Source organism: Cupriavidus sp. 22TCCZM01-5, from assembly GCF_057798915.1.
In genome coordinates this window covers 236,653-257,485 of record NZ_JBYOJR010000003.1, presented here as the reverse complement: position 1 = coordinate 257,485, position 20,833 = coordinate 236,653, and the positions used below count along the sequence as shown (strand labels likewise).

At 64.8% G+C, this 20,833-nt stretch carries 21 protein-coding genes; 10 read left to right on the top strand and 11 right to left on the bottom strand.

From position 1 onward, the window contains the following. Positions 1-11 precede the first annotated feature (11 nt). The 10 genes from AC3FNH_RS04850 to AC3FNH_RS04805 all read right to left on the bottom strand — a co-directional run bounded on the left by AC3FNH_RS04850 (position 12) and on the right by AC3FNH_RS04805 (position 7,508). Positions 12-596 (bottom strand): LOG family protein, encoded by a 585-nt coding sequence (locus AC3FNH_RS04850; protein WP_488719229.1) that lies wholly within the window; start codon positions 594-596, stop codon positions 12-14. 26 nt (positions 597-622) lie between these two features. Then, positions 623-1,300, bottom strand: coding sequence for a TetR/AcrR family transcriptional regulator (locus AC3FNH_RS04845; RefSeq protein WP_276097966.1), 678 nt, complete (start codon positions 1,298-1,300; stop codon positions 623-625). A gap of 100 nt (positions 1,301-1,400) precedes the next feature. Then, entirely contained in the window at positions 1,401-1,886 is a 486-nt protein-coding gene (locus tag AC3FNH_RS04840; protein ID WP_276097965.1) for a diacylglycerol kinase, read from the bottom strand. Then, positions 1,801-2,940 carry a glycosyltransferase family 4 protein gene (locus AC3FNH_RS04835; RefSeq protein ID WP_488719228.1) on the bottom strand — a complete coding sequence of 380 codons (1,140 nt, stop codon included), beginning with the start codon at positions 2,938-2,940 and terminating at the stop codon, positions 1,801-1,803. Before AC3FNH_RS04835 ends, AC3FNH_RS04840 begins: the two co-directional genes overlap by 86 nt. A 56-nt stretch (positions 2,941-2,996) precedes the next feature. After that, positions 2,997-3,995, bottom strand: coding sequence for a UDP-2,3-diacylglucosamine diphosphatase (locus AC3FNH_RS04830; protein ID WP_276097963.1), 999 nt, complete (start codon positions 3,993-3,995; stop codon positions 2,997-2,999). A gap of 112 nt (positions 3,996-4,107) precedes the next feature. After that, on the bottom strand, positions 4,108-5,085 hold the full coding sequence (locus AC3FNH_RS04825) for an esterase/lipase family protein (protein WP_488719227.1): 978 nt from the start codon (positions 5,083-5,085) through the stop codon (positions 4,108-4,110). Then, positions 5,082-5,618, bottom strand: coding sequence for an RDD family protein (locus AC3FNH_RS04820; protein WP_276100769.1), 537 nt, complete (start codon positions 5,616-5,618; stop codon positions 5,082-5,084). The genes AC3FNH_RS04825 and AC3FNH_RS04820 overlap by 4 nt, the downstream gene beginning before the upstream one ends. A gap of 128 nt (positions 5,619-5,746) precedes the next feature. After that, positions 5,747-6,505, bottom strand: a complete 759-nt coding sequence (locus AC3FNH_RS04815; protein ID WP_488719226.1) for a DUF3106 domain-containing protein — start codon at positions 6,503-6,505, stop codon at positions 5,747-5,749. 2 nt (positions 6,506-6,507) lie between these two features. Further along, entirely contained in the window at positions 6,508-6,945 is a 438-nt protein-coding gene (locus tag AC3FNH_RS04810) for a DUF3619 family protein (protein ID WP_276097960.1), read from the bottom strand. Then, positions 6,942-7,508: an RNA polymerase sigma factor gene (locus tag AC3FNH_RS04805; protein WP_276097959.1), complete on the bottom strand. Its 567-nt coding sequence runs from the start codon at positions 7,506-7,508 to the stop codon at positions 6,942-6,944. Before AC3FNH_RS04805 ends, AC3FNH_RS04810 begins: the two co-directional genes overlap by 4 nt. Positions 7,509-7,850: 342 nt before the next feature. Between AC3FNH_RS04805 and AC3FNH_RS04800 the strand changes: the two genes are divergently transcribed. The 7 genes from AC3FNH_RS04800 to AC3FNH_RS04770 all read left to right on the top strand — a co-directional run bounded on the left by AC3FNH_RS04800 (position 7,851) and on the right by AC3FNH_RS04770 (position 15,576). Continuing rightward, the gene (locus tag AC3FNH_RS04800) at positions 7,851-9,614 is read left to right on the top strand and encodes an acetolactate synthase 3 catalytic subunit (RefSeq protein ID WP_276097958.1); all 1,764 of its coding nucleotides are present in this window, start codon (positions 7,851-7,853) and stop codon (positions 9,612-9,614) included. Further along, entirely contained in the window at positions 9,615-10,106 is a 492-nt protein-coding gene (gene ilvN / locus AC3FNH_RS04795) for an acetolactate synthase small subunit (protein ID WP_211947708.1), read from the top strand. Between the two features lie 128 nt (positions 10,107-10,234). Next, positions 10,235-11,251: a ketol-acid reductoisomerase gene (gene ilvC, locus AC3FNH_RS04790; RefSeq protein ID WP_018005431.1), complete on the top strand. Its 1,017-nt coding sequence runs from the start codon at positions 10,235-10,237 to the stop codon at positions 11,249-11,251. A gap of 252 nt (positions 11,252-11,503) precedes the next feature. Continuing rightward, positions 11,504-12,157, top strand: a complete 654-nt coding sequence (locus tag AC3FNH_RS04785) for a phosphatidylserine decarboxylase (RefSeq protein WP_488719225.1) — start codon at positions 11,504-11,506, stop codon at positions 12,155-12,157. Positions 12,158-12,182: 25 nt separating this feature from the next. Beyond that, complete coding sequence (gene pssA / locus AC3FNH_RS04780; protein WP_276097956.1) at positions 12,183-13,082, top strand: CDP-diacylglycerol--serine O-phosphatidyltransferase; 900 nt, start codon at positions 12,183-12,185, stop codon at positions 13,080-13,082. A 131-nt stretch (positions 13,083-13,213) separates the two neighbouring features. Next, complete coding sequence (gene lysM, locus AC3FNH_RS04775; RefSeq protein WP_276097955.1) at positions 13,214-13,717, top strand: peptidoglycan-binding protein LysM; 504 nt, start codon at positions 13,214-13,216, stop codon at positions 13,715-13,717. A 317-nt stretch (positions 13,718-14,034) separates the two neighbouring features. Then, the gene (locus AC3FNH_RS04770) at positions 14,035-15,576 is read left to right on the top strand and encodes a 2-isopropylmalate synthase (protein WP_276097954.1); all 1,542 of its coding nucleotides are present in this window, start codon (positions 14,035-14,037) and stop codon (positions 15,574-15,576) included. Between the two features lie 132 nt (positions 15,577-15,708). On the opposite strand, the gene AC3FNH_RS04765 is transcribed toward AC3FNH_RS04770, so the two are convergent. Further along, positions 15,709-16,236 carry a hypothetical protein gene (locus AC3FNH_RS04765; protein WP_488719224.1) on the bottom strand — a complete coding sequence of 176 codons (528 nt, stop codon included), beginning with the start codon at positions 16,234-16,236 and terminating at the stop codon, positions 15,709-15,711. Positions 16,237-16,438: 202 nt separating this feature from the next. Between AC3FNH_RS04765 and AC3FNH_RS04760 the strand changes: the two genes are divergently transcribed. The 3 genes from AC3FNH_RS04760 to pnp all read left to right on the top strand — a co-directional run bounded on the left by AC3FNH_RS04760 (position 16,439) and on the right by pnp (position 20,735). Further along, the gene (locus AC3FNH_RS04760) at positions 16,439-17,689 is read left to right on the top strand and encodes a branched-chain amino acid ABC transporter substrate-binding protein (RefSeq protein ID WP_488719223.1); all 1,251 of its coding nucleotides are present in this window, start codon (positions 16,439-16,441) and stop codon (positions 17,687-17,689) included. A 173-nt stretch (positions 17,690-17,862) separates the two neighbouring features. Then, positions 17,863-18,132 (top strand): 30S ribosomal protein S15, encoded by a 270-nt coding sequence (gene rpsO, locus AC3FNH_RS04755; protein ID WP_010809136.1) that lies wholly within the window; start codon positions 17,863-17,865, stop codon positions 18,130-18,132. A gap of 434 nt (positions 18,133-18,566) precedes the next feature. After that, positions 18,567-20,735 (top strand): polyribonucleotide nucleotidyltransferase, encoded by a 2,169-nt coding sequence (pnp, locus tag AC3FNH_RS04750; protein WP_488719222.1) that lies wholly within the window; start codon positions 18,567-18,569, stop codon positions 20,733-20,735. Positions 20,736-20,833 lie beyond the last annotated feature (98 nt).

Genomic DNA, 20,833 nt, shown 5'->3' with positions numbered 1-20,833 from the left:
GGGACCTGGCTTCAGGTCTCGTCGCGGCGTTCCTGCCACTTGTCGACAATCTCGCGCGGGGCCTTGCCCAGCTTGCCGAGCAGCGCGGCCGGTGTGTCGGCCACGTGCAGCAGGTCGGCGTGCACCTGCTTGAGGAAGCCTTCCTGCACCGCGTGCGAAAGGAAGCCCAGCATGCCGTCATAGAAGCCCGCGACGTTGAGCAGGCCGACCGGCTTGGCATGGTAGCCGAGCTGCAGCCACGTGAAGGTCTCGAACAGCTCCTCGAAAGTCCCCACGCCGCCGGGCATGGCGATAAAGGCATCGGCGCGGTCGGCCATCATCTGCTTGCGCTCGTGCATATTGCGCACCACGTGCAGCTCGGTCAGGCCGCGGTGGCCAACTTCCTTCTGCATCAGCGCGTCGGGAATGATGCCGATGGCGGTGCCGCCGTGCTCGAGCACGGCGTCGGCCACGACGCCCATCAGGCCGACCTTGCCGCCGCCATAGACCAGCGACATGTCGTTTTCCACCAGGGCCTGGCCCAGCGCTCGGGCGGCCTGGGCATATTCGGGGCGGTTGCCGGGGCTGGAACCGCAATACACGCAAACGGATTTCACTTCTTGTCCTTGTCTGACTGACTTTCCTAGGCCGCCTTGGACGCCGCGTAGTCACGCGCGAGCTGGTCGAATGCGTCGCGGGCGCGGCCGCGCAGGTAGGGCGCCAGAATCGAGAAGATGTGGTAGCTCGAGCCGTGCAGGCAGCCGCGGATCTGCTCGGGGTCGTTGTACTGGCGCGGGTGTTGCACGAACTGGAACGACAGCCAGTAGGTGGCGATCACCACGATGTTGGTGCAGATCGCCTCGACCTGTTCCGGCGTCGCTTCCATTTCGCCATCTTCAATGAACTGGCGGCAGATCTCCAGCGCGAAGCGCTTCTTCTGTTCGACGATGCGCTTGAAGTTGGTTTCCAGCATGCGGTTGCGTGCCAGCAGGTCGTTGATGTCCCGGTACAGGAAGCGGTAGTTCCACATGAACTCCGACATGTACTGCAGGTAGCCCCAGCTCTCGTCCAGCGTGGCCTTGTGGTCATCGGGCAGCTTCAGGCGGCGTTCCATCTCCTGCTCGAAGCGCACGAAGATGGAATTGATGATGTCGTCCTTGTTGCGGAAGTGGTAGTAGAGATTGCCGGGGCTGATCTCCATCGCCTCCGCAATGGTGGTGGTGGTGACGTTGGGTTCGCCGACTTCGTTGAACAGGCGCAGCGAGACGTCGAGGATGCGGTCCCTGGTGCGGCGGGGACCGGCTTGCGGTTTGGGTTCCATGGGCGTCCGGGCGGTCGGTAAATCTGGGCAGGTAGCGATTATAAGCAATCGGCCTGCATCGCTTGTCGCCCCCGCTGTGTCCCCGGGGTCGAGAGGGGGCTCAGCCCGCCAGCTGGCGCAGCCAGTGCATGACGTGCGGCCCGGCAATCGCGATCCACGTGCCACCGCACAGGATCAGTGCCAGCATGACCGCGGCGCTGCCGAAGTCCTTGGCACGCTTGGACAGGCTGTGCCGCTCCAGCGAGATGCGGTCGATCGCCGCCTCGACGCTTGAATTCAGCAGTTCCACCATCAGCACCACCAGCAGCGTGCCGAGCAGCATGATGCGCTCGACCGTGCCGACGGGCAGCATGAACGCGCATGGCGTCAGGATCGCCACCAGCGTCAGCTCCTGGCGGAACGCGCTTTCTTCGAGTACGGCGTAGCGCAGCCCGGACAGGGAATTGATCGCGGCATGCCAGGCACGGGCCAGGCCGCGGTTGCCCTTGTGCGGGTTCTGCTCAATCGAGTAGTCGCTGCCTGGCGGGCGAGGTGCCTGCCCCCCCAGCGACGGATCGGACGGCAGCGGCTGAGTTGGTTTCGGCATGGCTCTGCGGGACTGGTTGGGTTGGCACCTCGCCCGCGCTGCCGGGATTGCCGCCGGCCGATAGCGGACGCAGGTGCGCCAGGAACTGCTCGGAGGCGGCGCGCCACGAGAACCGCTCGGCATGGGCGCGGGCGGTCATGCGGTCGATGCGCAACGCTTCCAGGCAGGCTTCACGCAAGTCTTCGTGCATCACGCCGGCGGGGCTGTCGCCTAGCACGTCGATCGGGCCGGTTACCGGATAGGCCGCCACCGGCAGGCCGCTGGCCAGCGCTTCAAGCAGCACCAGCCCGAAGGTATCGGTGCGGCTCGGAAACACGAAAACGTCAGCCGAAGCATACACCCTGGCCAGTTCTGGCTGGCTCAGCACGCCGAGGTAGTTTGCGCCGGGGTAGCGCGCGCGCAGCGAAGCCAGCGCGGGGCCGTCGCCGACCACCCATTTGGAGCCCGGCAGGTCCAGTGCCAGGAAGGCCTCGACGTTTTTTTCCACGGCCACGCGGCCGACATAGAGGAAGATCGGGTGCGCGGTGTTGAGCACGTTGACGCGCTGCGTCTTGAAGACATCCAGGTCCACGCCGCGGGTCCACAGCACGCAGTGTCCGATGCCGTAGCGCTGCAGGTCGTCCAGCACCACGGGCGTCGGCGCCATCACGGCCTGCGCGGGGCCGTGGAACCAGCGCAGGAAGCGGTACGTCCACGACAGCGGAATGCCGAAGCGCGCCTGCACGTATTCGGGAAAGCGCGTGTGGTAGGCCGTCGTGTACGGCATTTCCCGGCGCAGCGCGTAGCGGCGCGCGGCCATGCCCAGCGGGCCTTCGGTGGCGATATGCAGCGCGTCCGGCGCAAAGTCGCGGATGCGCTGCGCGACGCGCGCCGACGGCAGCAGCGACAGGCGGATCTCCGGATAGGTCGGGCAGGGCACGGTGCGGAATTCCAGCGGCGTGATCATGTCGACCGTGTGACCCATGGCTTCCAGCTCGCGGCGGGTCGACTTGAGCGTGCGCACCACGCCATTGACCTGCGGTTCCCAGGCATCGGTGACGATCAGGATCTTCATGCGGACTCCTCGTTGGTATGGCCGCGTTCTTGAAAGGTTGGGATCGGGCCGGCGGTTCAGCCGCTGATGGCGGCTGCGCGGCGGCGCTTGCGCGACTGGGCCTGGGGCGGGTCGAGCAGCGTGGTCCAGTAGACGATCTTCAGCTCGCCTTCCATGGTCTCGACCAGGGCGGACAGGCTTTCGACCCAGTCGCCGTCGTTGCAGTAGAGCTGGCCGCTGACCTCGCGGATCTCGGCCTTGTGGATATGGCCGCAGACCACGCCGTCGCAGCCGCGCCGGCGCGCCTCGTCGACCATCGCGTGCTCGAACGAGCTGATGTAGTTCACCGCGTTCTTGACCTGGTGCTTCAGGTATTGCGACAGCGACCAGTATGGAAAGCCGAGCCGCGCCCGGACGCGGTTGAAGTGGCGGTTCATCGCCAGGATCACCGTGTACAGCGAATCGCCGAGATACGCCAGCCAGCGCGCGTGCTGCACAACGCCGTCGAACAGGTCGCCGTGCACGACCCACAGGCGCTTGCCGGTGGCCGTCACGTGGACGGCTTCTTCGCGCACCGTGATGTCGCCGAACGCCAGGCCGTCGAACTGCCGGGCGACTTCGTCATGGTTGCCGGGTACGTAGATGACCTCGGTGCCCTTGCGCGCCTTGCGCAGCAGCTTCTGCACCACGTCGTTGTGGCTTTGCGGCCAGTACCAGCCGCGCCGGAGCTGCCAGCCGTCGATGATGTCGCCGACCAGATAGAGCCGTTCGGATTCGTTGTGCTTGAGGAAGTCGAGCAGGTAGTCGGCCTGGCAGCCGGCGGTGCCCAGGTGGATGTCGGACAGCCAGATCGCACGGTACTGCCGGATCGGGTGCGGCTCGGGCGGGAAGGGCGGGCTGGCATCGGACGGCGGTGCCAGCGCCGCAAGGGCGGGGGGCTCGGCCGGCGCCGGCACGAAGGCCGCGAGCGCGGCGATGCGCGACAAGACCTGGGAGAGTTCGGGATCAGGGCTGCCGCGCAGCCTGTGCGAGACTCCAGACAGATATCCGAGTGCGGATCGGATTGCTTGAACCATGGCGGCCCCGATGACGGCGATGGCTGCATTCAGCCAGTGCGCCATGACGGAGCGGTGACGGAAACATGAATGACATATGAAACGTTGCCGCCATCCGACAGCAGCGGGGATATCAGGATGCGGTCGTACGCAGCGCGGCCAGCGCTTCGACTACGGCCGCGAGGGCGCGCGGATCGCGCAGCAGCGATACATGGCCGATACCCGCCAGCGCCTTGTGCTGCGCACCGTCGAGCCAGCTCGTGCACGGCGGGCCGGAGATGGAATCGTGCCAGCTGAAGATCGACACCATGCGCGTACGCAAGGCGGGTGTTTCCGCTTTGGCCAGCGCTGTCAGCCAGGGGCTGCCGCAGCGCATCTGCCTGGCATTGTGGCCGGCGCCGAAACGGGCCAGGGCGCAGCCGTGGTGCGGGGTGCCTAGCGTGACGACACCGGCGCCGAGATTCTCGCCGGCGCGCGCCAGCGCCGCCCGTGCGACCAGGCCGCCCATGCTGTGGCACACCAGCAGCGGGGGCTGGCCGGTATTCGCCTTGACCTGGCCGATATGGCGCCGCAGGACGTCGGCATAGTCGTCGAGATCACCGAGGACTGGCTCCAGGTCGATCGCTTCGCAGGGATAGCCGGCGGCCGCCAGCGCGGGTTGCAGGTCCAGCCAGACGGCATGGTTGCAGGCGTAGCCATGCACCAGCAGCACAGTGGGCATCTGGCGGGCGGCGAATGGGGCCGCAGGCGGCACATAGCGGCGGTGAGCGCAGAATGGTTGCAGCCAGTTGAACATGCGGAACACCGCGATGTACTCATTGGCAAAGCACCGGATGATTTCTGCCAGCCGCAGCGGCAGCCTGCCGCTGCCCAGCGCAGCCGGCGCAGGCGGAGGGCGGTGGTGGTGTGCAACACCGGCACCGCGCAACGTCATGGCGAACGCCAGCCCGATGCCTGCGGCAAGTCCGGCCAGCACCGCCACGACCCCGGCCAGCAGTGCCGCCGGCCAGCTCCAGCCGGCCTGCAGCGTAAGTTGCCAGCCGATGCCGGCGGCCGTGCCCGCCTGCAGGATGACCGCCACGCGGCGTGTGCCGGCGGCGCTCAGGGTCATGGGCGCGGCGTGCGCAAGTCGGTCAGGCGCGTGCGCGCCAGGCGGTCGTGCACGAACTGGCGGCGCGGATCCAGCCACGCCAGCAGGATCCACACCAGGAGCCCGGCGCAGAGCACGCCGACGAACGGGCCTTTCACCAGGCCGAGCCAATGCCCGAGGGCGGCCGCGGGCGGCAGCCACAGCCAGGCCAGCACGTAGCGCAGTGCCGCCTGTGGCCAGCGCGGCGGCTCACCCTGGGCGGTTTCGATCCGCATGCGCCAGGTCTGCATGGCCAGCGTCTGGCCGCTGCGCTGCCAGAACCACGTGAAGTAGAGCCCCATCACCACGAAGCTCCAGCCCTGGATGGCGTAGGGGCTGTCCAGGCCAAGCTTCTGCAGCGCCGGGCGGGCCAGAAGGAACAGTGCCGTCGACGCGCTCAGCACGCCGAACAGCAGCACGCCCTCATACAGCATGCAGGCGATGCGGCGACGTAGCGACGGAGCGGTGGGATGCGGGGCGGTGGAGGGCGACGGAGCGAGGGTAGCGGCAGGCATGGCACGGAAACGGGTGACCTTGGGGTGACCTTGGGGTGACCTTGGGCAGGCATTCCAGCGGTGACCGGGTCTGGCGTGGTCACGTGCGGAATCCGGCGATTATGCCAAATGCCCGTTCGCGGGTCGCTTTACTGCCGGATTGTGCCGTCGGCCTGCGTGGCGGCAGCGGCTTCGGATCCGCCTTCCGGAGCGGCCGGCGGCGTGGGGGATGCCGGGGTGTTCGCCGGCGGCGTTGCCGCGGGAGCGGCAACCGACGCATCGGCGGCGGCGCCCTTGGCGGCGGCCGACGAGGCCGGCCTGGCAGTCAGCGCGGCAGGCTTCTTGTCCTGGTGAATCTGGCGGCTGGTGTCGCTGGGCAGGCGCTTGCCGCTGGGCAGCGCGCTGACGGCGCCTGGCCGGCGCGGCACCCGCTCCGCCTCGGCCAGCTTCTTCTTCTGCTCTTCGGGCAGCTGCTGGTACTTGTCCCAGGCCTCGGCCTTCTTTTCCGCCGGCAGGGCCCGCGTGATCTGGTAGTTCTCACGCGCAAGGCGGTGTTGCTGCGGCGTCATCTTGACCCACTCGGCCATGCGGGTCTGCAGCCGCGTCTGTTCTTCCGGCGAAAACTTCGGGTAGCGTTCGGCAATGCGCAGCCACTTGCGCCGGTTGAGTTCGGGCATCGTGTCCCACAGCGGCTGCAGCGGCCCCAGGATGCGCTGCTGGACGGGCGTGAGTTCCGACCAGGTGGGATGTGCATTGACCGCGTGCGTGGCCTGCGGCGCTGACGCCGGCCCCTGCGCATGGGCTGGCGGCGGCGTCAGGCACCAGATGGCGACGGCAAAGAAACCCGACAGCAGCAGGGCTTCCAGCCGGCGGCGTGTTGCGTCGGAGTGGGAAGTCGCGCGGGCCATGTTTATTGCCCGCGCTTCAGGAACACGTGGAAGCCCTGGTCGGCGTAGGCCGTTGGGGGAAGGTCGTCGAGCAGCATGGCGGCATCGATGTCCGCCAGTTCCTCGACGCGCTTCTGTTGCTGCCAGTGATAGATACCGATCAGGCCAGCGCCGAGCGCGACCAGGGCCCAGACCAGCGCGCCCCGCTTGAGCCACGCACCGACCCGGTGCAAGGCTGAGTCGTCTTCATCGTCGAGCGACGGCACGTGGTGGCCGGCCGGCATGGCAAACTGCGGTACGCGCACCGGGGCCTCGGCCTTCTTGTGGGCCAGCGCCATACGGCGCGCGGCCGCCAGCCGCTCGCTCACATCAGCCGGCAAGTTGTCGGCTGATGCGTCAAGTGCAGCGCGAACCTCATGCGCGAAGCGTAGTTCCTGAATTTCTCTGTCGTTTCTGCTCATAGTCGAACCCCCCGTGCGCGCAATGCTTGCGCCAGGGTATGCGTGGCACGGGAACAGTGCGTCTTGACGCTGCCTTCTGAGCACCCCATGACCGCGGCGGTTTCGGCGACGTCCATATCCTCCCAGTAACGCATCAGGAATGCCTCGCGTTGACGCGTGGGCAGACGCTGGATTTCCTGCTCGATAATGTGCATCACCTGCGCCCGCTCGACCTTGTCGGCGCTGCTTTCGGCCGACTCGGAACCGGCCTGGGCTTCGAGCGTGTCGAGCAGGTCGTTGTCGTCGCCATCGCGCTCGTCGCGCAACGTCGAAAAGAGCGACACCCAGGTGTTGCGCACCTTCTGGCGGCGGAACCAGTCGTGGATGGTGTTCTGGAGGATGCGCTGGAACAGCGGGGGCAATTCCGCGGCGCTCTTGTCGCCGTATTTTTCCGCCAGCTTGATCATGGCGTCCTGGACGATGTCCAGCGCCGCTTCATCGTCACGCACGGCAAAGACCGCCTGCTTGAAGGCGCGCCGCTCGACGCTGGCGAGAAAGTCGGACAGTTCCTGATCGGTAGCCATGCAGGCGGGTGAAAACGATATCTCTGTGCTGGCGGATGTGCTGCGAACGGCTCGCGGCGTACCCGGAGTGGTGCGATGCTAGCAAAAAACAACTGGCCATGACCACTTCTGTATTGTCCCTAATACAAGAACCTGCATGCCAAGTGCCGCCCGGACGACTCAAAAGAACGTAGACCGCACTGGTGCATTGCAGTATCATCGACGGTTCACGACATCAGTGGTTGTCTCATCCGGCCGCTTATGAGGCGGTCTTCCATGCAGACGCGCACCGCTTGAACCCGTGCCACAAGCCCGGCAGAGAGCATCCAAACAATTTTTTGCCGAAAATTGCAAAGGACTGAAATGAACATGCCCAGCGCGGAATTCTCCCACGCAGACAGCAATTCATCTGCCGCACCCGAAATGATCGGTGCGGAAATTCTCGTTCATGCACTTGCCGAAGAAGGCGTTGAATACGTCTGGGGTTATCCCGGCGGCGCGGTGCTGTATATCTACGACGAGCTTCACAAACAAACGAAATTCGAGCACATCCTGGTGCGCCACGAGCAGGCCGCGGTCCATGCCGCAGACGGCTATGCGCGGGCAACCGGCAAGGTGGGCGTCGCCCTGGTGACCTCGGGTCCCGGCGTGACCAATGCCGTCACGGGCATTGCCACCGCGTATCTCGATTCGATCCCGATGGTCGTGATCACCGGCAACGTGCCGACCCACGCGATCGGCCAGGATGCCTTCCAGGAATGCGATACCGTCGGGATTACCCGCCCGATCGTCAAGCACAACTTCCTCGTGAAGGACGTGCGCGACCTCGCATCGACCATCAAGAAGGCGTTCTATATTGCCTCTACCGGCCGTCCGGGCCCGGTGGTCGTGGACATTCCCAAGGATGTCTCGCGCAACACCTGCAAGTACGAGTACCCGAAGTCGATCGACATGCGCTCGTACAGCCCGGTGAACAAGGGGCATTCGGGCCAGATCCGCAAGGCCGTGGCGCTGCTGCAGGGCGCGGAGCGTCCGTACATCTACGCCGGCGGCGGCGTGGTGCTGGCCAACGCCAGTGAAGAGCTGCGCCAGCTCGCTGCCATGACGGGCCACCCGGTGACCAACACGCTGATGGCCCTGGGCGCATTCCCGGGAACCAGCAAGCAGTTCGTCGGCATGCTCGGCATGCACGGTACGTACGAGGCCAATATGGCCATGCAGGAGTGCGACGTGCTGATTGCCGTGGGCGCGCGTTTCGATGACCGCGTGATCGGTAACCCGGCGCACTTCGCCTCGCAGGCGCGCAAGATCATCCACATCGACATCGACCCGTCGTCGATCTCGAAGCGCGTGAAGGTGGATATCCCCATCGTCGGCAACGTCAAGGACGTGCTGCAGGAGCTGATCGCCCAGCTCCAGGCCAGCGACGTCAAGCCCAAGCGCGAGGCCCTGGCGAAGTGGTGGGAGCGGATCGAGCAATGGCGCTCGGTGGACTGCCTCAAGTACGACCGCAGCTCCGAGATCATCAAGCCGCAGTACGTGGTCGAGAAGATCTGGGAACTGACCAAGGGCGATGCCTTCATCTGCTCCGACGTCGGCCAGCACCAGATGTGGGCCGCGCAGTTCTACAAGTTCAACGAGCCGCGCCGCTGGATCAACTCCGGTGGCCTGGGCACGATGGGCGTGGGCCTGCCGTACGCCATGGGCATCAAGAAGGCGTTCCCGGAGAAGGAAGTCGTCACCATCACGGGTGAAGGCTCGATCCAGATGTGTATCCAGGAACTGTCGACCTGCCTGCAGTACGACACCCCGGTCAAGATCTGCTCGCTCAACAACGGCTACCTGGGCATGGTGCGCCAGTGGCAGGAAATCGAGTACGACAACCGCTACTCGCACTCCTACATGGATGCGCTGCCCGACTTCGTGAAACTGGCCGAGGCCTATGGCCATGTCGGCATGCGCGTGGAAAAGACGTCCGACGTCGAGCCGGCGCTGCGCGAGGCCTTCCGCCTGAAGGACCGTACCGTGTTCCTGGACTTCCAGACCGACCCCACCGAAAACGTCTGGCCGATGGTCCAGGCGGGCAAGGGCATTTCCGAAATGCTGCTCGGCGCGGAGGACCTGTAAATGCGACACATCATTTCGGTCCTGCTGGAAAACGAACCGGGCGCGCTGTCGCGCGTGGTGGGCTTGTTCTCGGCCCGCGGCTACAACATCGAGACGCTGACGGTGGCCCCCACTGAAGATGCGTCGCTGTCGCGCATGACGATCGTCACGACCGGTTCGGATGACGTGATCGAGCAGATCACCAAGCACCTGAACCGGCTGGTGGAGGTGGTCAAGGTGGTCGACCTGACCGAGGGCGCGCACATCGAGCGCGAGCTGATGCTCGTCAAGGTGCGCGCGGTCGGCAAGGAGCGCGAGGAAATGAAGCGCACCGCCGACATCTTCCGTGGCCGCATCATCGACGTTACCGAGAAGACCTACACGATCGAGCTGACCGGCAACGGCGTCAAGCTCGATGCGTTCCTCGATGCCATCGACCGCACCGCGATTCTCGAAACCGTCCGCACGGGCGGCTCGGGCATCGGCCGCGGCGAGCGCATCCTGAAGGTCTGACCGGGACGTCCCGCAACGCACGCGGAAACTTTACGCAGTATCCCCCCGGGCGGCGCGATCCGGGCGCACGCGAGATGCGCCTGATGATGCCGCCTCCTCATACAAAGATTGAGACTGAAGGAATTATCATGAAAGTGTTTTACGACAAGGACGCCGACCTCTCCCTGATCAAGGGCAAGAACGTCACCATCATCGGCTACGGCTCGCAAGGCCACGCCCACGCGCTGAACCTGAAGGATTCGGGCGTGAACGTGACGGTCGGCCTGCGCAAGAGCGGCGCGTCGTGGAACAAGGCCGTCAACGCCGGCCTGCAGGTGAAGGAAGTGGCCGAGGCCGTCAAGAACGCCGACGTGGTCATGATCCTGCTGCCGGACGAGCAGATCGCCGACGTGTACAAGAACGAAGTGCACGCCAACATCAAGGAAGGTGCCGCGCTGGCCTTCGCCCACGGCTTCAATGTGCACTACGGTGCCGTGATCCCGCGCGCCGACCTGGACGTGATCATGATCGCGCCGAAGGCTCCGGGCCACACCGTGCGTGCCACCTACACCCAGGGTGGCGGCGTGCCGCACCTGATCGCCGTGCACCAGAACAAGTCCGGCGCCGCCCGTGACATCGCGCTGTCGTACGCCACCGCCAACGGCGGCGGCCGTGCCGGCATCATCGAGACCAACTTCCGCGAAGAAACCGAAACCGACCTGTTCGGCGAGCAGGCCGTGCTGTGCGGCGGTACCGTCGAGCTGATCAAGGCCGGCTTCGAGACCCTGGTGGAAGCCGGCTACGCGCCGGAAATGGCCTACTTCGAGTGCCTGCACGAACTGAAGCTGATCGTCGACCTGATCTATGAAGGCGGCATCGCCAACATGAACTACTCGATCTCCAACAACGCTGAATATGGTGAATACGTCACCGGTCCGCGCGTGGTGACCGAGGAGACCAAGAAGGCGATGAAGCAGTGCCTGAAGGACATCCAGACCGGCGAGTACGCCAAGAGCTTCCTGCTGGAGAACAAGGCCGGCGCCCCGACCCTGATCTCGCGCCGCCGCCTGAACGCCGAGCACCAGATCGAAGTGGTTGGCGAGAAGCTGCGCGCGATGATGCCGTGGATCGCCAAGAACAAGATGGTCGACCAATCGAAGAACTAAGCTGCGTGCCAGCTGGAAGGCAGTGCCACCCGACGGGCGGCACTGCCGTGGCCGTTCAGTGTCTCGCGGATGCCTTCTATAGTTGGGAAGGGATTCGCGGGGCCTGAACGGCTTTTTGTTATCCTTGTCGGACTTTGGACGGGGCGTGCCTTATCCTGCCCCGCGTCGGTGCCTTCAGGCCCTGCCAGTGGCCGTACCCGTGGCACCTGAGTGCGCGATCGTGCCTTTTCCTCTCAACCAAACAAGCACTGCATGAACTATCCTCATCCGCTCATCGCCCGTGAAGGCTGGCCGTTCCTGGCCGGCGCCTTTCTCATCTCGCTGCTGGTCCATGTCAGCGCGGGTTTCTGGTGGGCATTGCCGTTGTGGATCATCACGCTGTTCGTGCTCCAGTTCTTCCGTGATCCGCCGCGGCCGATCCCGTCGCAACCGAATGCCGTGCTGGCTCCTGCGGACGGACGCATCGTCTCCGTGGAAAAGGCGCAGGATCCTTATGCCGGCCGTGAGGCGCTGAAGATCAGCGTGTTCATGAATGTCTTCAACGTACATTCGAACCGCGCTTCGATTGACGGCAAGGTCGAGAAGCTCGAATACTTCCCCGGCAAGTTCGTCAACGCCGACCTCGACAAGGCATCCACCGAAAACGAGCGCAATGCGGTTGTCATCCGCCGCGCAGCCGATGGCCAGATCGTGACGCTGGTGCAGGTGGCTGGCCTGGTGGCGCGCCGCATCCTGTGCTACACCAAGGTGGGCGAGAACCTGTCGCGCGGCCAGCGCTATGGCTTTATCCGCTTCGGCTCCCGGGTGGACGTCTACCTGCCGCCGAGCGCACGGCCGCGTGTCACGATCGGCGAAAAGGTGTCGGCATCGTCGACCATCCTCGCCGAGCTGGATGAACTGAAGTAAGCGACAACCAGACAGGAGCGCTGTAATGGTTGCCTTCCACCGACGCAACAAGCGGACTTCCAACGGCAACGTGACGCACCTGCGTCCGTTCCGCCACAACCAGCTGCGCGGCGCGGACGACCTGGACGACGATGCCGCCGATGACCAGGACATCGTCTACGAGCGCCCGCGCCGCCGCGGTATCTACCTGCTGCCGAATGCGTTCACGACAGCCGCGCTGTTCGCGGGATTCTTCGCCATCGTGCAGGCCATGAACATGCGCTTCGATGTGGCGGCCATTGCCATCTTCGCGGCGATGGTGCTCGATGGCATGGACGGGCGCGTGGCGCGCATCACCAATACGCAGAGCGCGTTCGGCGAGCAGTACGACTCGCTGTCGGACATGACGTCGTTTGGCGTGGCGCCTGCGCTGGTGATGTACGAATGGATCCTGCATGACCTGGGCAAGTGGGGCTGGATCGCAGCCTTTGTCTATTGCACCTGCGCGGCGCTGCGGCTGGCGCGCTTCAACGCCAATATCGGCGTAGTCGACAAGCGCTTTTTCCAGGGACTGCCGAGCCCCGCGGCGGCGGCGCTCGTAGCAGGCTTTGTCTGGCTTGTGATCGACAACAAGCTGCCGGTCAAGGAACTGTGGATGCCGTGGGTGGCGTTTGGCATCACGTTGTACGCCGGGCTGTCGATGGTGTCGAATGCGCCGTTCTACAGCGGCAAGGCGCTCGATGTCCGCTACCGTGTGCCGTTCGGCATGATGGTGCTGGTCCTGGTGCTGTTCGTGCTGGTGTCGACCGATCCGCCAGTCGCCCTGTTTGCGCTGTTTGTCGCCTACGCGATATCCGGCTACGTGCTGTGGGCCTGGCGAGGCATGCACGGCCAGCCGGGGGTGGCAAAGCGGGCGCGCGGTAACGTCGATAGCGGCGGTCACTGAGCCGCGCGAAAGGGAAGGGCGCTGCGGCGCCCTTCATGCTTTGCTACGGCCGCTGCCGGCCAGATCCGAATTGCCGTGGCCGCAACCATGGCATGCATACCGTGTTTTCCACTCACCGTCAGGAGGGCATCATGGGCATGTTTGACTTCATCAAGGAAGCGGGGGAAAAGCTGTTCGGCACCGGCGAGGCCAAGGCCGCGCAGGACGCCGCGGCGGCCGATGCATCGGCCGAGAAGGTGGATGCGGCCAACCGGGCTGCCGGCGATGCCATCGAGGCATATATCAAGAAGATGGGGCTCGACGCCACCGGGCTGATGGTGCAGGTGGACGGCTCCCAGGGACTTGTGACCGTGTTCGGGGTGGCCCCTGACCAGGCCACGCGTGAAAAGATCATCCTGTGCTGCGGCAATGTCGAAGGCGTGGACAAGGTCGAAGACAAGATGTCGGTCAACGTGGAGTCGTCCGAGTCGCAGTGGCACACCGTGGTCAAGGGCGACACGCTGTGGGCGATCGCGCAGGCAGCCTATGGCAACGGCGCCGAATACAACCGCATCTTCGAGGCCAACACGCCGATGTTGTCCCATCCCGACAAGATCTATCCGGGCCAGAAACTGCGGATCCCGCCGAAGGACTGAGTACGGCGTTCGCCGCGCCCGTGATTCCCCGTCTTGCACGCGCGCGGCAACTCCGCTATATTCGTTGCCATGATTTCGCGCCAAGCCCTACTCGCCCGCACCACCCTAGGTGGCCTACTAGGCCATCAGGTCGGGACGCGCGTGCGCTAAGGCTATCCATTCCTTAGCGCGGAATCACCAAGGAATTTTCCAACGCCCCGGCCTGCATCGATGCACGCCGGGGCGTTTTGCATTCACTCGCAGTGAAGGCGCGGAACAGGCGGTACCCGGCGGCACGATGGCGGGGACAGCACACGATAAAGCCCAGGAGCTCCACAATGTCTGACAAACTCATCATTTTCGACACCACCTTGCGCGATGGCGAGCAGTCGCCCGGCGCCTCGATGACGCGCGAGGAAAAGATCCGCATTGCGAAGCAGCTGGAGCGGCTGAAGGTCGATGTGATCGAAGCTGGCTTTGCAGCAAGCTCCAACGGCGACTACGAAGCCATCCGCGCGATTGCCCAGGTCGTGAAGGATTCCACCATCTGCTCGCTGGCCCGCGCCAACGACAAGGACATCGCGCGCGCCGCCGAGGCCCTCAAGCCGGCCAATTCCTTCCGTATCCACACGTTCATCGCCACCTCGGCGCTGCACATGGAGAAGAAGCTGCGCATGACGCCGGACCAGGTGTACGAGCAGGCCCGCCTGGCCGTGCGCTTTGCGCGCCAGTTCACGGACGATATCGAGTTCTCGCCCGAAGACGGCAGCCGCTCGGACATGGATTTCCTGTGCCGCGTGCTTGAGGGGGTGATCGCCGAAGGCGCGACCACCATCAACCTGCCCGATACCGTGGGCTACGCGGTGCCGGAGGGCTACGCGGACCTGATCCGTTCGGTGCGCGAGCGCATCCCCAACTCGGACAAGGCCGTGTGGTCCGTCCATTGCCACAACGACCTCGGCATGGCCGTGGCGAACTCGCTGGCCGCGGTGAAGCTGGGCGGCGCGCGCCAGATCGAGTGCACGATCAACGGCCTGGGCGAACGCGCCGGCAATACCAGCCTCGAGGAAGTGGTGATGGCGGTGAAGACCCGCCGCGACTACTTCAACCTCGATGTCGGCGTCGACACCACGCAGATCGTGCCGGCCTCGAAGCTGGTGTCGCAGATCACCGGCTTCGTGGTGCAGCCGAACAAGGCCGTGGTTGGCGCCAACGCGTTCGCGCATGCCTCGGGCATCCACCAGGACGGCGTGCTGAAGGCGCGTGACACCTACGAGATCATGCGCGCCGAGGACGTGGGCTGGACCGCCAACAAGATCGTGCTGGGCAAGCTGTCGGGCCGCAACGCATTCAAGCAGCGCCTGCAGGAACTGGGCGTCGAGCTCGAAAGCGAAGCCGAGGTCAACGCTGCCTTCGGCCGCTTCAAGGAGCTGGCCGATCAGAAGGCCGAGATCTTCGATGAGGACATCATGGCCATCGTCTCGAACGAGGCCCAGCATGACGCCAACGAACACTACCGCTTCATCTCGCTGTCGCAGCGCTCGGAAACCGGTGAGCGCCCGCGGGCCCGCGTCGTCTTCAGCATGGACGGCCAGGAGCACGCCGGCGAAGGCGAGGGCAACGGCCCGGTCGACGCCACGCTGCACGCGATCGAATCGCAGGTGAACAGCGGCGCCGAGATGGTGCTGTATTCGGTGAACGCCATCACCGGCGGTACCGAGGCGCAGGGCGAAGTGACGGTGCGCCTGTCCAAGGCTGGCCGTATCGTCAACGGCGTCGGGACCGACCCGGATATCGTGGCGGCCTCGGCCAAGGCCTACCTGGCCGCGCTGAACAAGCTGCACGACAAGGCCGTTCAGAAGATCAACCCGCAGATCTGATTTTCAGACCCGCATCCTGGCGCCGCTCACATCCGGAGTGGCGCCGGCGGCGAAGGGCCTATCCGGCCCGAGCGCCCGAATCAGCCCGTTGGCCGCCAGACGCGGTCCGCGGGCTATTTTCATTGAGCAGGCTTACCAGCGCCTGCGCCGGTCCGGGTCGTTGAGCGGGTCCGGAGTGATCTGCGTCTGGCGCAGGATGCCGTCGTCGTCAAAATAGAAGTTGAACAGTGACGGCCACACGCCCTCATGGCGGAAACGGTAGGTCCAGACTTCGCGCTTCATGCGCGGGAAATACTCGACCGGCTCGCGCGTCATGCCGAAGTGCTCCTGCACATCGCGCCGGGTCCACTTGCCGATCTCGGCCTTGTAGAGCTCGGGCGTCTCAAGCATGTTGCGGAAGTCGGTCAGGTTGCCGTTGCGGTCGAAGTCGGCCGCGTAGGCTTGCTGGCCGAGTGGCTGCTTCGAGTAAATCCAGCGCGAGGTGCCGTCGCGCAGTGCATAGACTTCGGGCGGCGGTCCGAAACGCGCCTGCACGGCTGCCTGCGGTGCGCCGATCAGCTTGCGGCCCTCATCCACCGGCATCAGCGTGGCGCAGGCCGACAATACAGTGATGCCAGCCGCCAGCGCCAAGGTGCGGCAGGCGCGCAGCAAGATCTTCATGTCTGCTTCCCCGTTGTCGATTTGAATAGTGTGGGAGTTTAGCGATTCGCACTCGACAAGCGCGCATTCTTCGTCTCTTTTTCGCTGAACTCCCGGCAAATCCGCGCATGGACGCCGCATCTCAGCCTTGGGCCGACAGAGCCTTGCGATTTGCGGCGGCGCGGGCGCTGCCTTACCATGCGCGCTTTCGTGGAGGCATGGCATGTGGAAACTGGCGAAGGGCTGGCTGGCGGTTGGCCTGATGTGGTTGGCAGCAGGAGCCCAGGCGCAGGAGCCGATCCGGCTCGGCATGATTGACGGGTTGTCCGGGCCGTTTGCCAATGCCGGCGATGCCGTGGTCCGGAACCTGCGCCTCGCGATCGAGCGGATCAATGCACGCGGCGGTGTGAAGACGGCGCAGGGGCAGCGGCCCATGGAACTGGTCACGTTCGACAGCAAGGGCAATGTCGACGAAAGCCTGATCCAGTTCCGCAGCCTGGTGGACAAGGGCATTCCTTTTGTCTTGCAGGGCAACAGTTCGGCGGTGGCAAGCGCGTTGGTGGCGGCCATCAACCGCCACAACGCGCGACATCCCGAGGCGCGAGTGCTGTTCCTGAATTATTCCGCCGTCGACCCGAGCCTGACCAACGAAAACTGCAGCTTCTGGCATTTCCGCTTCGACGCCAGCGCCGACATGCGCATGCAGGCACTGGCCGAAGTCATCCGGCAGGACCGCTCGGTGCGCCGGGTCTACCTGGTCAACCAGGACTACAGCTTCGGCCACCAAGTGTCGCGCTCTGCGCGCGACATGCTGGCTGCCAAGCGGCCGGACGTTCAGTTCGTTGGCGACGAGTTCCACCCGATCGGCAAGATCAAGGACTTTGCACCCTACATCGCCAAGATCAAGGCCAGCGGGGCTGACGCCGTCGTGACCGGCAACTGGGGCAATGACCTCACGCTGATGGTCAAGGCCGCGCGCGAAGGCGGCCTGCAGGCAAAGTTCTACACCTTCTATGGCAATGGCCTCGGCGCGCCGGCCGCAATGGGCGATGCCGGCGTGGGCCGTGTGCTGGCCGTGGCGGAATGGCACCCGAATGTTGGTGGCGCCGCATCGGACGCCTTCTATGAACAGTTCCGCGCGCGCTACCCGGAGCCCAGGGACGATTACGTGCACTTGCGCATGCAGATGATGGTGGAAATGCTGGCGCGGGCGATCGAGAAGGCCGGATCGACCGATGCGGTCCAGGTCGCCCGCGCGCTGGAGAATATGCGCTACGTCAACGACTTCCATGAGGCCACCATACGCGCTGAAGACCACCAGGTGCTGCAGCCGCTCTACGTCTCGGTGATGGAGCGGCAGGGCGGCGAAGTGCGGTTCGACAACGAGGGCTCGGGCTATGGTTTCCGGACGGTGCGCAAGCTCAAGACGGCTCAGACCACATTGCCTACCACGTGCCGTATGCAGCGCCCCTGAGGCCCGCAGGGTGAAGACGGCCAGCGGGCTGGCCCCCGGTACCGCTTTCCGTTATAATCCGCCGCTGTCGTCATCCGGCCAACGCCGGCATGAGGGCAGATGCCTGTTTATGCATGGCACGACGCAAGCGGCGCATCCCGCGCTGTGGCGTTCGCAAGTGAAAGGAAATCATCATGGCAGTTGCCGATATCAACAAGTCCGAAGTCATCAAGCAGTTCGCCCGTGGCGCCAACGACACTGGCAGCCCCGAAGTCCAGGTGGCCCTGCTGACCACCCGCATCAACGAACTTACCCCGCACTTCAAGGCCAACATGAAGGATCACCACAGCCGCCGCGGTCTGCTGCGCATGGTGAGCCGTCGTCGTCGCCTGCTGGACTACCTCAAGTCCAACGACGCTGATCGTTACCGCGCCCTGATCGAAAAGCTGGGCCTGCGCAAGTAAGGATTGGCTGGCATGGCAGCGCGATTCCAGGGTTTGCACGGTTTCGCGTGAGGCCTCGATGCCTGCTTCAGCATTGCTGGGGCAGGCATTTTGCATTTCTGGCGGGCGGATTTCGCGCCCGGCCGGAAAACGCAATATATGCGGCGAGTGATTTTCGCTTCACCGGGTTTGGGGAATTCCGATTCGCCGGCCCCCCGTTGCGGCAAGCTCCGCAACGGAGTAAGTTGCTCTTTTTCAAGGGTTTTAGTATCCGGACCGGCCAAGGAAACAGGGCTTTGTGTCATTCCAACGCGGCATCGGCAACCGTGCCGCGCTGGAATGGCATAGCACTTCCCTGCGACTGCGACCGCATCCGGCAGTTAGCCTGCGGCTGAGAACGCAGGCGGGGCGCGCCGAGCAATGATTCCGGCGTGCACGCAAGACAAGGAATGCAAATGTCCATGTTCAACAAAGTAGTCAAGCAGTTCCAGTGGGGCCAGCATACGGTCCGCATGGAAACCGGTGAAATCGCCCGCCAGGCTGGCGGTGCCGTGCTGGTCGACGTGGAAGACACCGTCGTGCTGGCGACCGTTGTCGCCGCCAAGAGCCCGAAGCCCGGTCAGGACTTTTTCCCGCTGACCGTCGACTACATCGAAAAGACCTACGCTGCCGGCAAGATCCCCGGTGGCTTCTTCAAGCGTGAAGGCCGTCCGTCGGAAAACGAGACCCTGACCTCGCGCCTGATCGACCGTCCGCTGCGTCCGCTGTTCCCGGAAGGCTTCTACAACGACGTGCAGGTGGTCGTGCACGTGGTGTCGCTGAACCCGGAAGTGCCGGCTGACATCCCCGCGCTGATCGGTGCCTCGGCCGCGCTGGCCGTGTCGGGCATTCCGTTCAACGGCCCGGTGGGCGCTGCCCGCATTGGCTACAAGGATGGCCAGTACCTGCTGAACCCGACCCGTTCGCAAATGGCGACTTCGGACCTCGACCTCGTCGTCGCCGGTACCGAGCGCGCCGTGCTGATGGTGGAATCCGAAGCCAACCAGCTGTCGGAAGACGTGATGCTGGGCGCCGTGGTGTACGGCCACGAGCAAATGCAGATTGCCATCAACGCGATCCACGATCTGGTGCGCGAAGGCGGCAAGCCTGAGTGGGACTGGGCTCCTGCGCCGAAGAACGAAGCGCTGATCGCCAAGGTCACTGAAGTTGCGCTGCCGCTGCTGCAGGAAGCCTACCAGCTGCGCCAGAAGTCGGCCCGCAGCCAGAAGCTGAAGGAAGTGTCCGCCAACGTGACGGCCGCACTGGCAGCCGCCGGCGTGGAAGCCGACAAGGTGGAAGTCGGCAACATCATGTTCGACCTGGAAGCCAAGATCGTGCGCGGCCAGGTGCTGGCCGGCGAGCCGCGTATCGACGGCCGCGACACGCGTACCGTGCGCCCCATCGAGATCCGTTCGTCGGTCCTGCCGCGCGCCCACGGCTCGGCGCTGTTCACCCGCGGCGAGACGCAGGCTCTGGTGGTGGCCACGCTCGGTACCAAGAGCGACGAGCAGATCATCGACGCGCTGGCCGGTGAATACCGCGACCGCTTCATGCTCCACTACAACATGCCTCCGTTCGCTACCGGCGAGACCGGTCGCGTGGGCAGCCCGAAGCGCCGCGAAATCGGCCATGGCCGCCTGGCCAAGCGCGCACTGATCCCGGTGCTGCCGAGAGATGACGAGTTCGCCTATACGATTCGCCTGGTTTCGGAGATCACCGAATCCAACGGTTCGTCGTCGATGGCTTCGGTCTGCGGCGGCTGCCTGGCACTGATGGACGCCGGCGTTCCGGTCAAGGCGCACGTGGCCGGCGTGGCCATGGGCCTGATCCTGGAAGGCAACAAGTTTGCCGTGCTGACCGACATCCTCGGCGACGAAGACCATCTGGGCGACATGGACTTCAAGGTTGCGGGTACCGACAACGGCATCACCGCACTGCAGATGGACATCAAGGTGCAGGGCATTACCAAGGAAATCATGCAGGTTGCCCTGGCGCAGGCCAAGGAAGGCCGCCTGCATATCCTGGGCGCGATGCAGGGTGCCATGGGCCACGCCCGCACCGAGCTGTCGGCGCACGCTCCGCGCATGATCACCATGAAGATCCATCCGGACAAGATCCGCGAGGTGATCGGCAAGGGCGGTTCGACCATCCAGGCGCTGACCAAGGAAACCGGCACCACCATCGACATCCAGGAAGACGGCACGATCACCATCGCCTCGACCTCGACCGAGGGCATGGCCGAAGCCAAGCGCCGCATCGAGGGCATCACCGCCGAAGCCGAAGTGGGCAAGATCTACAACGGCACGGTGCTGAAGCTGCTGGACTTCGGCGCGATCGTGAACATCCTGCCGGGCAAGGACGGTCTGCTGCATATCTCGGAGATCGTCAACGAGCGCGTCAAGGACATCAAGGACTGGCTGAAGGAAGGCCAGCAACTGCGCGTCAAGCTGATCCAGGCTGACGAGAAGGGCCGTCTGCGCCTGTCGCTGAAGGCCGCGCTGGCGGAAGAGGGCGGCAGCATCAGCCCGCAGAACACCGCCGAGGCCGCGCCGGCTCCGGCGGCTGCGTCGGACCAGCAGCAGTAAGCTGAGTGCGGTGCCGCCATCAGGCGGCATGGAAGAGAAAACGGCTGGCGATGTCCAGCCGTTTTTTTGTTTACACTGCCGGGCAACCCAATTGAGCG